General features: G+C 71.7%; 14 protein-coding genes and 1 pseudogene. 4 read left to right on the forward strand and 11 right to left on the reverse strand.

Going from position 1 to position 13,401, the window contains the following annotated elements:
• Nucleotides 1–36 precede the first annotated feature (36 nt).
• Entirely contained in the window at nucleotides 37–384 is a 348-nt protein-coding gene (locus tag AB0F11_RS19285) for a DoxX family protein (RefSeq protein ID WP_362174882.1), read from the forward strand.
• A gap of 598 nt (nucleotides 385–982) precedes the next feature.
• Here AB0F11_RS19285 and AB0F11_RS19290 read toward each other — a convergent pair.
• Nucleotides 983–1,276: a YciI family protein gene (locus AB0F11_RS19290; RefSeq protein WP_362174885.1), complete on the reverse strand. Its 294-nt coding sequence runs from the start codon at nucleotides 1,274–1,276 to the stop codon at nucleotides 983–985.
• 107 nt (nucleotides 1,277–1,383) lie between these two features.
• Between AB0F11_RS19290 and AB0F11_RS19295 the strand changes: the two are divergent.
• A pseudogene (locus AB0F11_RS19295) lies at nucleotides 1,384–1,972 on the forward strand (HAD-IA family hydrolase).
• Nucleotides 1,973–2,018: 46 nt separating this feature from the next.
• Here the strand turns inward: AB0F11_RS19295 and AB0F11_RS19300 are convergent.
• Nucleotides 2,019–2,624 carry a DUF1326 domain-containing protein gene (locus AB0F11_RS19300; protein ID WP_362174888.1) on the reverse strand — a complete coding sequence of 202 codons (606 nt, stop codon included), beginning with the start codon at nucleotides 2,622–2,624 and terminating at the stop codon, nucleotides 2,019–2,021.
• A gap of 709 nt (nucleotides 2,625–3,333) precedes the next feature.
• On the opposite strand from AB0F11_RS19300, the gene AB0F11_RS19305 reads away from it, so the two are divergent.
• Nucleotides 3,334–3,606, forward strand: a complete 273-nt coding sequence (locus AB0F11_RS19305) for a DUF1876 domain-containing protein (RefSeq protein WP_362174890.1) — start codon at nucleotides 3,334–3,336, stop codon at nucleotides 3,604–3,606.
• An 80-nt stretch (nucleotides 3,607–3,686) separates the two neighbouring features.
• On the opposite strand, the gene AB0F11_RS19310 is transcribed toward AB0F11_RS19305, so the two are convergent.
• From AB0F11_RS19310 to argS, 6 genes are all read right to left on the reverse strand, one after another.
• Nucleotides 3,687–4,190, reverse strand: coding sequence for a hypothetical protein (locus AB0F11_RS19310; protein ID WP_362174893.1), 504 nt, complete (start codon nucleotides 4,188–4,190; stop codon nucleotides 3,687–3,689).
• Entirely contained in the window at nucleotides 4,187–4,705 is a 519-nt protein-coding gene (locus tag AB0F11_RS19315; protein ID WP_362174895.1) for a sigma-70 family RNA polymerase sigma factor, read from the reverse strand. Before AB0F11_RS19315 ends, AB0F11_RS19310 begins: the two co-directional genes overlap by 4 nt.
• Nucleotides 4,702–5,199, reverse strand: a complete 498-nt coding sequence (locus AB0F11_RS19320; protein WP_362174897.1) for a DUF3995 domain-containing protein — start codon at nucleotides 5,197–5,199, stop codon at nucleotides 4,702–4,704. Before AB0F11_RS19320 ends, AB0F11_RS19315 begins: the two co-directional genes overlap by 4 nt.
• Before the next feature lie 119 nt (nucleotides 5,200–5,318).
• The gene (locus AB0F11_RS19325; protein ID WP_362174900.1) at nucleotides 5,319–5,609 is read right to left on the reverse strand and encodes a hypothetical protein; all 291 of its coding nucleotides are present in this window, start codon (nucleotides 5,607–5,609) and stop codon (nucleotides 5,319–5,321) included.
• Nucleotides 5,606–5,950 (reverse strand): DUF6247 family protein, encoded by a 345-nt coding sequence (locus AB0F11_RS19330; RefSeq protein ID WP_362174903.1) that lies wholly within the window; start codon nucleotides 5,948–5,950, stop codon nucleotides 5,606–5,608. The genes AB0F11_RS19325 and AB0F11_RS19330 overlap by 4 nt, the downstream gene beginning before the upstream one ends.
• A 121-nt stretch (nucleotides 5,951–6,071) precedes the next feature.
• Entirely contained in the window at nucleotides 6,072–7,859 is a 1,788-nt protein-coding gene (argS, locus tag AB0F11_RS19335) for an arginine--tRNA ligase (protein ID WP_362174906.1), read from the reverse strand.
• A gap of 180 nt (nucleotides 7,860–8,039) precedes the next feature.
• Here argS and lysS point away from each other — a divergent pair, with 180 nt between their 5' ends.
• Nucleotides 8,040–9,776: a lysine--tRNA ligase gene (gene lysS, locus AB0F11_RS19340; protein ID WP_362174909.1), complete on the forward strand. Its 1,737-nt coding sequence runs from the start codon at nucleotides 8,040–8,042 to the stop codon at nucleotides 9,774–9,776.
• Between the two features lie 108 nt (nucleotides 9,777–9,884).
• Here lysS and AB0F11_RS19345 read toward each other — a convergent pair whose 3' ends face one another.
• The 3 genes from AB0F11_RS19345 to AB0F11_RS19355 form a co-directional block, all read right to left on the reverse strand.
• Nucleotides 9,885–11,348 (reverse strand): DUF2637 domain-containing protein, encoded by a 1,464-nt coding sequence (locus AB0F11_RS19345; protein WP_362174912.1) that lies wholly within the window; start codon nucleotides 11,346–11,348, stop codon nucleotides 9,885–9,887.
• A 104-nt stretch (nucleotides 11,349–11,452) separates the two neighbouring features.
• The gene (locus AB0F11_RS19350; RefSeq protein ID WP_362174915.1) at nucleotides 11,453–12,229 is read right to left on the reverse strand and encodes a DUF3558 domain-containing protein; all 777 of its coding nucleotides are present in this window, start codon (nucleotides 12,227–12,229) and stop codon (nucleotides 11,453–11,455) included.
• A gap of 149 nt (nucleotides 12,230–12,378) precedes the next feature.
• The gene (locus AB0F11_RS19355) at nucleotides 12,379–13,257 is read right to left on the reverse strand and encodes a DUF3558 domain-containing protein (RefSeq protein ID WP_362174917.1); all 879 of its coding nucleotides are present in this window, start codon (nucleotides 13,255–13,257) and stop codon (nucleotides 12,379–12,381) included.
• Nucleotides 13,258–13,401 lie beyond the last annotated feature (144 nt).

Consider the following 13,401-nt stretch of genomic DNA (forward strand, 5'->3'; position numbering starts at 1 on the left):
GAGCACAACGGACCCCGCAGATGAGGAGCACATCCCATGACCACCACCGCCACCGTCGTCACTGTCGTCGCCGCTGTCATGGCCGGCTTCTCGGGGGCCTCGATCTTCGCCAAGGCCAAGTTCGTCGTCGAGCCGCTGGCCGAGTACGGGGTCCCCCGGAAGATCTGGAACCTGCTCGGCCTGGCCAAGGCCGCCGGCGCCGTGGGCCTGCTGGTCGGCCTGGCCGTGCCGATCATCGGACTGCTCGCCGCGATCGGGCTCATCGCGTACTTCGCCGGCGCCGTCATCACCGTCGTGCGGGCCCGCGCGTACGCCCACGCCCCCTTCCCGCTCGTGTACATGGCCCCGGTGGTTGCCGCCCTGGCCCTTGGCTTCCCGGGCTGAAGGGCGGGGGAGCGGGGGGAGCGGGGGGCGCAGGGTCAGCCCTGCTGGGCGGTGCCTTCGGCGAACCGGGTCACGGTGGACCGGCGCCGGAGGGTGTCCGGGGGCGTCCCGGCCGCCCATTGTCCTTACGGTGCGGGCCGGCCCGTCAAGGGCGCTCCCTGCGGTCGCGTCGCTACGCGATCGCCTACGGCGACCCTTGACGGACCGACCCACCCCGCAATGCCAAAGAGCTGCCGGGAAGCCCCCGAAGGATGGCCAGGGGTCAAGTCCAGCCCCTTCCCTCGTCAGAGACCTCACTCCCCCGTCCCATGGGCGGAAGCGGCCCCGAGGAGGTGCCATGCCCGCCCCGCACCGGGCATGCGGGAACAGCCCCTTGCACAGCCCTCGTGAGGGCCATCTCCGCGGCCAAAGGGCCCAACCTGCCCGGGACTTCAATGAGATGACCGCCAGGAGCGGGGAGCGCCTCAAATCGCTACGCGCTCCTCTTTTCTCGGCGTCCGGCCGCCGTATTGGGCTGGTAGCGCACCAGATCGCGACGCAGTCCCGCGCGTCTCAGCGTCGGACGGCCGTCTGTGGGTGAGACGCTGGGCCGCGCCCATCACCGCTGGAGTTTGAGGGCTTCCAGGCCGGGGCCGACCAGCAAGGGTTCGAACTCTACGACGCTGTGCGAGGCAACACCGTTGAGCAGGTACGGATCGGTGGCGAGGATCTGGTCGAGGTCCTCTGCAGGCATCGCGGCAGCGAGGTAGACGCCACCCACCAAAGGAACTTGGCGCCCGGCCGCCAGGAGAACTCCCCGTGAAATCAGGTCTCTTAGCCAGTCGCCGTGGGCCGTCCTCCACGGGTCTACTACCTCCAGCGGTGCCGTATAGGTCACTGTGACAACGAACATGCTCGGACCTTAGTCGAGCCGTGAGAGCTCCAGCGATCCAATTCCGTTGTCGTCCGGGGGCGTTGGGGTCCGGCTGGCCGATGTAATCGACGTGCTAGACATGGGCGGTGACGGTTTTCCGGATATCGAGCCGGCCCTTCGACGCGGTGCTGTGCGACCTCGACAACGTGATCCGCTTCTACGACACGGCTCCACTGGCCGAGCTGGAACGCGCCGCGGGACTGGCCGAGGGCGCCACGGCGACGGTGGCCTTCGCGCCCGAAGTCGACCTGCCGCTCCTGCGGGGCCAGATCTCCAAAGAGGAATGGGTGGGCGTCGTTGCTCGGCCGGGCGCTGGCCGATGCCCCGTTCCGGGCCGACGAGGCTGTCGTGGCCCTGCTCCGCAGGGCGCGCAGACACATGCCGCTGGTCCTGGTGACCAACGCGACCCTCGAGCTGGAGCGGGACCTCGAGTCGATGGGCCTGGCGGACCTGGCCGACCACGTCGTCAGCAGCGCCCGCGTGGGCGTGGCCAAACCCGACCGGGCGATCTACGAGATCGCCGCCGAGCGGGCGGGCGTCCCCGCCGCCCGGTGCCTGTTCATCGACGATCGTCTGGAGAACGTCGAGGCCGCCATCGCCCTGGGAATGTCCGGCCTCCACTACCACCAGCCCGCTGACCTCCAGAAGGCCCTGTCCTTCCTCCTCGACGACTGACCACCCTCCCCTCGGTGGTCGCACGCCGAGCGAGGGGAGGCGACATTCAGGCTGCCCAGGAGAACGGCGCTGAGAAGGCGTTCTTCCCTTCGTTTTCGAATGCAAGACCAAAGGCGTTCACCCGCGACCTGGTCGCGACCCCGGCCGCGAGGGTGTCCGCAGGGAAGCCGACCCCGCTGACTCTGACGCCCTTTCCGGTCGTGTCCAGATGGGAGACGAAGTCCTCGACCTCCATGTCGATCGCGTCGCCGATCCGCACCTGGTGGCGTCGGCCGTCATCGACGTATTCGATCCGGGCGGTCTCCAGCCCGAGCATCTCGCCGACCATCGGGGCGAGCGCCTCCATCGGGCCGCCTCGCTGACCGGAGAAGACCGCACCGAGCGCCTCGGCCTGCTCCGGCGAGGCCGTCTCGTCCATGAACATGCCCATGCGCCAGTTGCCCTCGCTCATGAGCGGCGGGGTGTCGGCCACCACGGCGACCGTCAGGCCGCTCACGTCGACGTCATCGACCTGACCGGAAGCGATGTGGAAGGCCAGGACCACCTGACAGCGGTCGTAGTCCGCAGGAGCCGAGAAGCCGGAGGTTGCGCAGGGGCACACCATGTTGCAACTGCAGTTCTCGAAATACGTCCCCTCGATTCGCCATGCCATCGGAAGCTCCTTCCTGAGGCATACCTCTGGTCTCCATTTTCCGCTCCCGACCATGGCCCGGCAATGCGCTCAGTCCATCAACCCCAGACGGCCGTCGGACGCTGAGACGCGCGGGACCGCGTAGCGATCTGGTGCGCTACCAGCCCAAGACGGCGGCCGGACGCCGAGAAAAGAGGAGCGCGTAGCGATTTGGGGCGCGCACCGCTCCTGGCAGCCATTTCGCTGATGCCTGGTGCAGGTTGGAGCCCCTCGGCTGCGGAGAGGGCCCTCTTTCGGGCCTTGGGGCTCGGCTTCCCGCATGCCCGGGGTCGGGGAGGGGTGGTGGTCCTGGGAGGAAGGATCCCGCACATCGGGACCCGGACCGGCCTCTCTGACGAGGGCTGTCCTTCAATCGTTCCCCCTGGCCATCCTTCGGGGGCTTCCCGGCAGCTCTTTGGCATTCCGGGGTGGGCCGGTCTGTCAAGGGTGGCCGAAGGCCATCGCGAAGCGACGCGACGCAGGAGCGCCCTTGATAGGCCGGCCCACCCCGGAAGGACAATGGGCGGCCGGGACGCCCCCGGACACTCCCCGACCCCGGTCGGCCGTGACCCCGCCCCTCCCGCCCTCCCCGCCCTCCCGCCCAGCCCTCCAGCCGGGCCGCCCGCTCGCGCTCCCCCCGCCCCGGGGGCACCCTGGAACCAGGGTGACGGACCCCTGGAGGTGATGCAGCATGTCCACACTGGTCGGGTGGCATGTGGAGCTCGAATTCACCGAGGACGGCCACCGCACCACCGCGGCGGCCATGGTCAGGCTCGGTGACGGCTCCGAGATGAGAGCGCGCGGCTACGCCCTGCGCCACCCCTCCGATCCCGAGCAGCTGAGGGTCGGAGAAGAGATCGCCGGCGCGCGGGCGCTGATGGATCTTGCGTCCCAGATGTTGCAGAAGGCCCACGGCGAGATCGACGAGGCAACCGGCCGGCACTCATACCCGCTGACCAGCTGACCGCTGACCAGCTGACTGCTGACCAGCTGACCCGGAAGTGGCCAAGAGAGGGCGAACACCGTGAGGGGCCTCCGGGCCCCTCACGAGCGCCCGCGCCCGGTCGCCGCCACCCGCTCCCGCAGCCGTTCCATCGCGGACGCCAGTTCGCGCGCCGTGCCCACCGGGACGACGGCTGCGCGCCCCGGGACGCGGACGCCGCCCGTCAGGGCCACGCGGGTGCCGCCGTCCGGGGTCGGGGACGCCGCCATGCCGATGATCAGGAAGCGGCTCTGCAGCCAGCACCACCCCGGCCGGACCACCCCGCGCAGGCGGGCGCGGAAGCCGTACTTGCTGCGGGCCAGGGCCTCCACCCGGTCGCCGGCCACCCGCAGAACGCGCAGGCTGCGCATGTCCGGCTGGAACCGCCCGAACTCACCCTCCAGGTCGGACATCACCGCCCAGACGGCCTCCACCGGAGCCGGAACGACCTGTTCGACCACCCGGGCCCCCCGGACCCCCGCCGCCATGATCCGAAGCCGGGCCACCGGGTCCGGGCCCGGGTCCACCGGGTTCGCGCGGCCCGCCGCGCCAGCGGTGTACGTCATGAGAACCACGCCTTCCGGAAGCTCGTACGGGCCCGGTGCAGCCGGGACTTGGCGGTGCCGGCCGGGACGCCCAGGAGGGCCGCCGCGGACTCCTCGTCCAGGCCCTCGATGTCCCGCAGCACCAGGACGGCCCGCTGCCCGGGCGTGAGCCGGGCCAGGACGTCGTCGATGTCGGAGGCGAGATGCGGGTCGCCGGGCCCGGGCAGGTCGGCCAGCTCGGCCGGGCGGGCGCGGGCGGCGCGCCGGGCGCTGCGCACCGCCTCCCGTACGGCGATCGCGCGCACCCACCCGTACAGGGTCTCCGGGTCGCGCAGGCCCCGCAGCGACGTGAACACCGCCAGCAGCGCCTCCTGCGTGGCGTCCGGGCCGTCCGCGAGGGCGATCGGCGTGCAGATGCGGGCGACGTACGGGCCGAGGTGGTCGAGCAGGTCGTGCAGCGCGAGGGTGTTCCCGGCGCGGGCGGCGCGGGCGAGGGCGACTCCGCGGTCGCGGTCGGCCGGGGTCAGGGCGCTCACCGGGCTCTCGCGAGGCGGCCGGCGGCCCAGCCGAAGCCGAGGCAGGCGGGGGTGTAGAGCAGCAGGTTCAGGGTGTGGAAGGGGCCGGGCGGGCTGTCGAGGAGCCGGGCCGCCCACCCCAGGCCGGCAAGGCCCCGTACGGCCAGGCCCGCGGCGACCGCGCCGGTCACCAGGCGGGTGAGCCGGCCGCCGCGGCCGTACCCGTGCGCGAGGACGGCGGCGGCCCCGGTGAGGGTGAGCGCGGCGAGGGGGAGCACCACGGGCGGGGCGAAGGACACGTCCATGCCGAGGACGGCCAGCGACAGGTCCCGCTCGTCGGCGGCGGGCCAGGTCGCGCCGGTCGCCCAGTAGAGGTGCACGAGCCCGTCCGCGGCGAGCAGCCCGGCCAGTGCGGCGGCGGCGCGGCGGCGGGCGGTGGTGCCGATGGGTGCGGTGATGGCGGTGATGCGGAACGCGGCCGGCCGAGCCGTAGGTGCCGCCGGTATGGCCGTCATGGGAGCCCCCTCGTGTCGTGTGCCGTGCGAACAACACCCAGAAGAGGCCCCGACCCACCGAATCGTTCGGTGTGTCCCGCGTCACATGGCTGCGGGGCGGCCGACGCACGACGCGCTTACTACTGCCAGAAGATCTCCTCGACCACGATCTGAGGCTCGGCCACCCGTGGAAGGAACACGAACCGGATCCATCCCCGGTTGCTGTCGAAGTACGCGATGTGCGGGCCCCGCGGGACCGTGGACCGAGCCGGTTCCACATGGGGCCCGCGGTACGGACGGCGCGCGGTCAGCAGCTCGAAGACGGCTTCCCGGAGGGCTTCGCGGGGTTCGTCGGGGAGGCTCAGCCGGTACTTCTCGGCGTCCTGGGTGTAGTCCACGGCCCACGGTGGCCCGGTGAACTCGTCGCTCACTCGCCGGGCTCCAGGCTGCGCAGTTCATGGTGGATGCGGGACGCCTCGCCGAGGAGCTTGCGGGCCGTATCGGCGTCCGTGGCTTCGGCGGCCCGCGCTTCGAGCTCGGCGACGTGCCGGTGGAGCCCGGGGTCCCGTGCGAGGGCGTACTCACCCCACCAGCGGGCCATGAACGCCGGGACGGGGCCAATGTCGTAGGCATCGGCGATCTGCCGCCGCCAGGCGGCGTCGAAGTCCGCGAGCAGTGCCGGCGTGTGGGCGGCTATGGCGGCGCGCAGGGCCTTCGGCGTGTACTCCGGCATGGGCGGCACGGGAGCGGACGCAGGCGTCGCGGTCGTCATTTCCGGTTCCTCCTCGGATCGGACGCTCTCACGATAGCCCTCCGGCCCGGCCCCCGGCCGGGAAACGCGACGGCCCCCGGAGCGGGTGCGCCGGGAGCCGTCGGGTGGAGCCGGTGGAGCGTCAGAGGCGCTCGGGGGTGCGGATGCCGAGCAGGGACATGCCCTTGGACAGGGTGCGGGCGGTCAGGTCGCACAGGAACAGGCGGTTCTCGCCGACGACGGGCTCCGGCTCCGGCCGGACGACCGGGCACTGGTCGTAGAACGTCGTGTACAGCGACGCCAGCTGGTACAGGTACGCGGCCAGCTTGTGCGGCGCGTACTCCGCGGCCGCCTCCGCGATCAGCTCGCCGAAGCCGTCGAGGTGCAGGCCCAGCGCGCGCTCGGCCGGGGCCAGCTCCAGCTCCGGGTGGGCGACCGGCTTGCGGTCCCCCGCGTTGCGCATGATGGAGCGGATACGGGCGTACGCGTACTGGAGGTACACGGACGTGTCGCCGTTGAGCGAGACCATCTGGTCCAGGTCGAACTTGTAGTCGCGGGCCGCGGAGGTCGACAGGTCCGCGTACTTCACGGCGCCGATGCCGACGTACTGCCCGTTCTCGACGATCTCCTCCTCGGTCAGACCCACCTTGTCGGCCTTGTCGCGCACGACCGCCGTCGCCCGCTCGACGGCCTCGTCCAGCAGATCCACCAGCCGCACCGTCTCGCCCTCGCGGGTCTTGAACGGCTTGCCGTCCTTGCCGAGGACCGTGCCGAAGGCCAGCTGTACGGCCTTGGTGTCCTCGTTCAGCCAGCCGGCGCGGCGGGCCGTCTCGAAGACCATCTTGAAGTGCAGCGACTGGCGGGCGTCCACCACGTAGATCAGCGTGTCGGCCTTCAGGTTGCCGACGCGGTCGCGGATCGCCGAGAGGTCGGTCGCGGCGTACCCGAAGCCGCCGTCGGACTTCTGGACGATCAGCGGGGTCGGGTTGCCGTCCGGGCCCTTGTACTCGTCGAAGAACACGCACAGCGCGCCGTTGGAGCGGACGGCCACGCCCGACTCCTCCAGCAGCCGGCACGTCTCGACCAGCATGTCGTTGTAGCCGGACTCGCCGACGACGTCCGGGTCCTGGATGTCCATGTCCAGCTTGTTGAAGACCGAGTAGAAGTAGATCTTCGACTCGTCGACGAACCGCTGCCACAGCGCCAGCGTCTCCTCGTCACCGGCCTGGAGGTCCACGACCCGGGCCCGGGCCCGCGTCTTGAACTCCTCGTCGGCGTCGAACAGCGCCCGCGAGGCCTTGTACAGGCGGTTGAGGTTGGACATCGCCTCCTCGCCCGAGGCCTGCACGTCCGCCGTGGCGTCCGTACCGGTCTTGTGGTCCAGCTCGTGCGGGTGCTCGATCAGGTACTGGATGAGCATGCCGAACTGGGTGCCCCAGTCGCCGATGTGGTGGCGGCGCACGACCGTCTCACCGGTGAACTCCAGGATCTCGACCATCGCCGCGCCGATGACCGCCGACCGCAGGTGGCCGACGTGCATCTCCTTCGCCACGTTCGGCTGCGCGTAGTCGATCACCGTCGTGCCGGCCGTCGGCGAGACCGGGACGCCCAGCCGGTCGTCGCCGGCCCGCGCCGCCAGGGTCTCGATGATCGCCCGGTCGGAGACGGTGATGTTGAGGAAGCCGGGGCCGGAGACCTCGATCTCCTCGATCACCCCGCCCTTGTCCAGGCCGCCGACGACGGTCGTGGCCAGCTCGCGCGGGTTGGCCTTGGCCTTCTTCGCGAGCGCCAGGATGCCGTTGGCCTGGAAGTCGGCCCGGTCGCTTCGTCGCAGCAGCGGGTCGGCGGCACCGGCCTCCGGCAGGGCGGAGGCGAGGGCGTCCGCGACGCGCTGATGGACCGAAGAAGCGAGGGAAGGGACCGAGGCCATGAGCTGCCGTTCCTGTGAGGTCGTGCTTGGTTGTTCCGACAAGTGCCGAGTATCCCACGGGCGTGCATCTCATTTCCCGGGATAACCACCGAGATCGCAGGGGTCCGCGGGCAACCCCGGAGCGCCCGCTTCCGTCTGGGAGAATGGCTGAAGGCAGCATTCGAGATAGAAGGACGTGTCGTGGCTCAGAGCGCCCAGAGCAGCATCGAGACCGACTGGGTCTCCCGTTTCGCGGACGAGGTCATCGCCGAGGCGGAGCGCCGAGCCCCGGGCAAAGCCGTCGTCGTCGCGTCCGGACTCTCCCCCTCCGGTCCCATCCACCTGGGCAACCTCCGCGAGGTCATGACCCCGCACCTGGTCGCGGACGAGATCCGCCGCCGCGGCCACGAGGTCCGGCACGTGATCTCCTGGGACGACTACGACCGCTACCGCAAGGTCCCCAAGGGCATCCCCGGCGTCACCGAGGAGTCCCACGCCCAGCACATCGGCCGCCCGCTGACCGCCGTGCCCGCCCCCGAGGGCTCCGAGTACCCGAACTGGGCCGAGCACTTCAAGGCCGCCATGGTCGAGGCCCTGGCCGAGCTGGGCGTCGAGTACGACCCCATCAGCCAGACCGAGCAGTACCTCGCCGGCGCCTACCGCGAGCAGGTCCTGCACGCGATGAAGCACCGCGGCGACATCGACGCCGTCCTGGCCCAGTACCGCACCAAGCAGAAGCCGGGCAAGAAGCCCCAGCAGAAGCCGGTCGACGAGGCCGAGCTGGAGGCCGCCGAGGGCTCCGGCGCGGCGAGCGAGGACGACGGCAGCGCCGAGGGCTCGGAGTACTTCCCGTACAAGCCGTACTGTGGGGAGTGCAACAAGGACTTCACCAAGGTCACCTCGTACGACGACGAGACGACCGAGATGACCTACGTCTGCACCGAGGACGAGTTCACCGAGACCGTCAAGCTGTCGGAGTTCAACCGCGGCAAGCTGGTCTGGAAGGTCGACTGGCCGATGCGCTGGGCCTACGAGGGCGTGATCTTCGAGCCCTCCGGCGTCGACCACTCCTCGCCGGGCTCCTCCTTCCAGGTCGGCGGGCAGATCGTGCACCTCTTCGGCGCCGAGCAGCCGATCGGCCCCATGTACGCCTTCGTCGGCATCAGCGGCATGGCCAAGATGTCCTCCAGCAAGGGCGGCGTCCCCACCCCGGGCGACGCGCTGAAGATCATGGAGCCGCAGCTCCTGCGCTGGCTGTACGCCCGCCGCAAGCCCAACCAGAGCTTCAAGATCGCCTTCGACCAGGAGATCCAGCGGCTCTACGACGAGTGGGACAAGCTGGAGGCCAAGGTCGCCGACGGCTCCGCGCTCCCCGCCGACGCCGCCGCGCACTCCCGCGCCGTCCGCGTCGCCTCGCACGAGCTGCCGCGCACCCCGCGCCCCCTGCCGTACCGCACCCTCGCCTCCGTCGTCGACATCACCGCCGGCCACGACGAGCAGACCCTGCGCATCCTGACCGAACTGGACCCGACCCAGCCGCTCACCTCCCTCGACGAGGTGCGCCCCCGCCTGGACCGCGCCGAGAACTGGATCACCACCCAGGTCCCGGCCGACCAGCGCACCCTGGTCCGCGAGGAGCCCGACACCGAGCTGCTCGCCTCCCTCGACGAGGAGGGCCGCCGCTCCCTGGAGCTGCTCCTGGAGGGCCTGGACTCGCACTGGTCGCTGGACGGGCTCACCACCCTCGTCTACGGCGTCCCGAAGGTGATGGCCGGCCTGGAGCCCGACGCCAAGCCGACGCCCGAGCTGAAGGTCGCCCAGCGTTCCTTCTTCGCGCTGCTCTACCGCCTGCTCGTCACCCGGGAGACCGGCCCGCGCCTGCCCACGCTGCTGCTGGCGGTCGGGGCGGACCGCGTGCGCAAGCTGCTCGCCGCCTGAGCCGCCTGAGCGGCCCCGGCCATGCGGAAGGGCCCGCACCCCTCGGGGTGCGGGCCCTTCCGCATGCTGTGCGCGCCGCGCCGCGCCGCGTGCCTGCGGCGTGCTGCGTTACGCGATGTGCTCGTTCTCCAGGTCGCGCTGGTAGCGCTGCTTCAGGTCCGGCATCAGCCGCCGCAGCGTCGACGCGCTGCGCGGGTGCACGATCCCGAGGCGGTCGGCGAGGTGTATGTCCAGCTGCTCCGGGTTGGGGAAGCCGCCGTACTCGTCGATGTAGGCACGGAAGACCTCGTACGCGGCCTCGGCGAACTTCACCTCGTCCACGACCTCCGGCTCCGCCCCGGCCCCAGCCTGGTCCTCCTGCGCGGCCTGGGCCTGCCGGTGCAGCTGCGGCGGTACGACGGCCTCGTCCTGCGGCAGCTCCGGACCCGACGGCGGCATCACCGGTGTCGGCTCCAGGCCCTCGACGTACTGCGGGTTGTAGCCGCCCTCGTACGCGGCCTGCGGGGCCAGCGGCGCGGCGAACCAGGCGCTGTCGTGCGCCGCCGGCATGGCGGTCGGCTCCACCGCGAACGCCGGCGCGGTGTGCTGGCCCGGCCCCGGGAGCGGCGCACCGGGCATCCCGGCCGCCGCGGCCAGGGCCTGCGCCTGCGCCGCGGCCTGCTCGGGGGTCAGGCCCAGCGCCTTGGCCTGCTCGGGGGTGAGCCCCAGCGCCAGTGCCTGCGCCTGGGCCTGAACCTGGGCCTGCGCCTGGGCCTGAACCTGGGCTTGTGCCTGGACCTGCGCCGCCGGGCCCGCCGCGCCCGCCTCCAGCACCGGAGCGGAAGCCGAGGCCGAGGCCCCGACCGAAGCCGCCGTCCCCGCTCCCCCCGGCGGCAGCAGCGCCGGCTCGATGCCCGCCGCCGCCAGCCCCTCCGGGGCCGTCTGCGACAGCGGTACGCCGATCCGGGCCAGCCGCAGCGGCATCAGCGCCTCCACAGGGGCCTTGCGCCGCCACGCCCGCCCGTACCGGGCCTGGAGCCGCGCCTGGTAGATCAGCCGGTCCTGCTCCATGCCGACGGCCTGCTCGTACGAGCGCAGCTCCCACAGCTTCATCCGGCGCCACAGCTTGAACGTGGGCACCGGCGACAGCAGCCAGCGCGTGATCCGCACGCCCTCCATGTGCCGGTCCGCGGTGATGTCCGCGATCCGGCCCACCGCGTGCCGCGCCGCCTCCACCGCGACCACGAACAGCACCGGGATCACGGCGTGCATGCCGACACCCAGCGGGTCCGGCCAGGCGGCCGCGCCGTTGAACGCGATCGTCGCCGCGGTCAGCAGCCACGCCGTCTGCCGCAGCAGCGGGAACGGGATCCGGATCCACGTCAGCAGCAGGTCCAGTGCCAGCAGCACACAGATGCCGGCGTCGATGCCGATCGGGAACACCAGCGAGAAGGTGCCGAAGCCCTTCTTCTCGGCCAGCGCGCGCACGGCGGCGTACGAGCCCGCGAAGCCGATGCCCGCGATGACCACGGCACCCGCGACCACGACGCCGATGAGTATCCGGTGCGTACGAGTCAGCTGCATCGCGGCCACCCGCGATCCCCTCCCCTTGTCGAGCTACGGCAGGCACAGCGTACGGGTGACTGTACGGGTGACTGAATGTCAGCCTCCAGTAAGGCCCCCGGTAGCGCCGTGTCCTACTGCTGCGAGGGGGACGCCGACGCCTCGGGCTGCTTCTGCTGCTGGTTGGCGGCGTCGACCGAGCCGACGACCTCCTTCGCCGCGGAGATCGCGGCCTCGAGCAGCTTGGCCTGGTCAGGAGCGCCCGCGCCCTCGTAGGCGGCGCCGTTGTAGTCAAGGGTGACGACCACGTTCTGGGTGCGCGCGACGATCGTCGTGTTGAAGAAGTCCACGTCCTTCTTCACGCTGTAGACGATCGAGGTGCCCGCGTCGCCGATCCCGCCGGCCGCCTCGGGCTTCACGTTCTGTGCACCCTCGGTGGCCTTCGCCTGCTCGATCTGCTTGTTGTACTGGTCCTCGGCGCGCTTGTTGGCGCTGCCGAGCGAGGTGTGCGAGTCGTAGCGGACCAGCGAGACCGACAGCCAGCGGTACTGCGAGCCCTTCAGGCCGTCCTCGTCCAGCCCGTTCCAGGAGCAGCTGGCCCGGCTGGTCAGGTCGTTCGACTTCGTCGCCGTGCCGTTCTTCTCCTTGGCCTCCGGGACGATCGTCTCGATGGTCTTCGCCTGGAGCGCCTTGCACGGGTCGGGGAGCGTCGCGTAGGCCGCCTTCTCCAGGGGGGCCGACGACTTCCCGTTCGGCTTGGCGGACGCCGACGCGCCGGCCTTCTTGCTGCCGTCGGAGCCCGAGCCCTTGCCCTTGTCCGAGTCGGACGAGCATCCGGCGGCGGCGAATATCACCGGTACGACGGCGGCGCAGGCGAGCACACGGGTGAGGCGCGAGGCTGATCGGTGCATGGTTCCTTCAGTCAGTACGTTGTGGGGCGCGTTCAGTGGACGGACGCGGTGCGGACGCTGTTCGGTTGCGGGACCCGTGCAACGGTAGCCCGACCCGGCGCGCGCCTGCTGTGCGCGCCGTCACGCCGGGGCCCGTGCGGGCCCCGGCGTCAGTCGTTGAACCGCTCGACGAGCGCCTGCGCCAACTGCCGCACCTTCTCCTGGTTTTCGGTGGCGGGCGGGACGGTGCCGGGCAGCGAGGGCTGCACGCTGTACTCGACGGTGACGATGACGTTCGACGTGCGGAACACCACCCTGACCGTCCGCGACTGCGCGGCGCTGGCGCCGGCCGGACTCAGCTTGTCCTCGAGGTACGCCTCGCTGCCGAGCCCTTCGAGGACGCGCGAGCCCAGCTCGGGCGTGGGCGCGGGGCTGCCGGTGCCGGGGGCTGGCGCGGTGGCGGCGCCGGCGGCGGGCGGGGTGGCCGCCTGGGCGCCGCCCCCGCTCGGCGCGGGCGGGGTCGCGGCCGGGGTGCCGCCGCCCGGGGCCGGGGTCGGGGTCGGGCTCGCGGTGGGGCCGGGGAACGGCAGGTGCGCATCGGTCAGCCGGCGGACGTAGACCTGGCGCGCCTTGTCGTCGTCGCTCATGGCCGTCCGGTCGTACGACACCACCCGCTCGAAGCCGACCGACAGCAGCCGCGTCTCCTCGGGGGTCTGCGCGGTCCAGCGGCAGCCCACGTGCCGGTCGGCGTCGTACGAGGTGTCCGCCGTGCCCGCGTACAACTGCGTGCGCTGCTCGTCGGTGAGGCCGGCCGCGGCCGGGAGCATGGCCTTCAGGCGCTTGGCGTCGGCGGCCTTGCAGGGCGCGGGCAGGCTGCGGTACTTCCCGGCCGGGGCGGGCGCGGGGGAGCTGTCGCCGGCCTTGGAGTCGGTGCTGCTCCGGCTGCCGTTCCCGCTGGTGCACCCGGTCAGGCCGGCCACGCCGGCCACGAGCGCGGTGAGCATCGCGATGCCCGGCAGGGCTCGCCGTACCGCCGCCTTGCGCTGCACGTCCACTGGCTCCCTTCGACCGGCCGGGGGTCGGCGGTCAGGAAAAATGCGTTGCCGCGCTTTGGACGCGGCTGGACACAATGTCTATCGCACACGTTGGTGCCGGCGCCGGTTCCCTGTCTGGTTTGGGGCTGTGAGCGAGGG

The sequence above is a fragment of the Streptomyces sp. NPDC032472 genome, assembly GCF_040636955.1.
Classification (GTDB): domain Bacteria; phylum Actinomycetota; class Actinomycetes; order Streptomycetales; family Streptomycetaceae; genus Streptomyces.

What these genes read in the sequence shown, in the direction of transcription:
- AB0F11_RS19285 (WP_362174882.1), top strand. Translation starts at nt 37, where the DNA reads ATGACCACCACCGCCACCGTCGTCACTGTCGTCGCCGCTGTCATGGCC.
- AB0F11_RS19290 (WP_362174885.1), bottom strand. Translation starts at nt 1,276, where the DNA reads ATGTTCGTTGTCACAGTGACCTATACGGCACCGCTGGAGGTAGTAGAC.
- AB0F11_RS19300 (WP_362174888.1), bottom strand. Translation starts at nt 2,624, where the DNA reads ATGGCATGGCGAATCGAGGGGACGTATTTCGAGAACTGCAGTTGCAAC.
- AB0F11_RS19305 (WP_362174890.1), top strand. Translation starts at nt 3,334, where the DNA reads ATGTCCACACTGGTCGGGTGGCATGTGGAGCTCGAATTCACCGAGGAC.
- AB0F11_RS19310 (WP_362174893.1), bottom strand. Translation starts at nt 4,190, where the DNA reads ATGACGTACACCGCTGGCGCGGCGGGCCGCGCGAACCCGGTGGACCCG.
- AB0F11_RS19320 (WP_362174897.1), bottom strand. Translation starts at nt 5,199, where the DNA reads ATGACGGCCATACCGGCGGCACCTACGGCTCGGCCGGCCGCGTTCCGC.
- AB0F11_RS19330 (WP_362174903.1), bottom strand. Translation starts at nt 5,950, where the DNA reads ATGACGACCGCGACGCCTGCGTCCGCTCCCGTGCCGCCCATGCCGGAG.
- argS (WP_362174906.1), bottom strand. Translation starts at nt 7,859, where the DNA reads ATGGCCTCGGTCCCTTCCCTCGCTTCTTCGGTCCATCAGCGCGTCGCG.
- AB0F11_RS19350 (WP_362174915.1), bottom strand. Translation starts at nt 12,229, where the DNA reads ATGCACCGATCAGCCTCGCGCCTCACCCGTGTGCTCGCCTGCGCCGCC.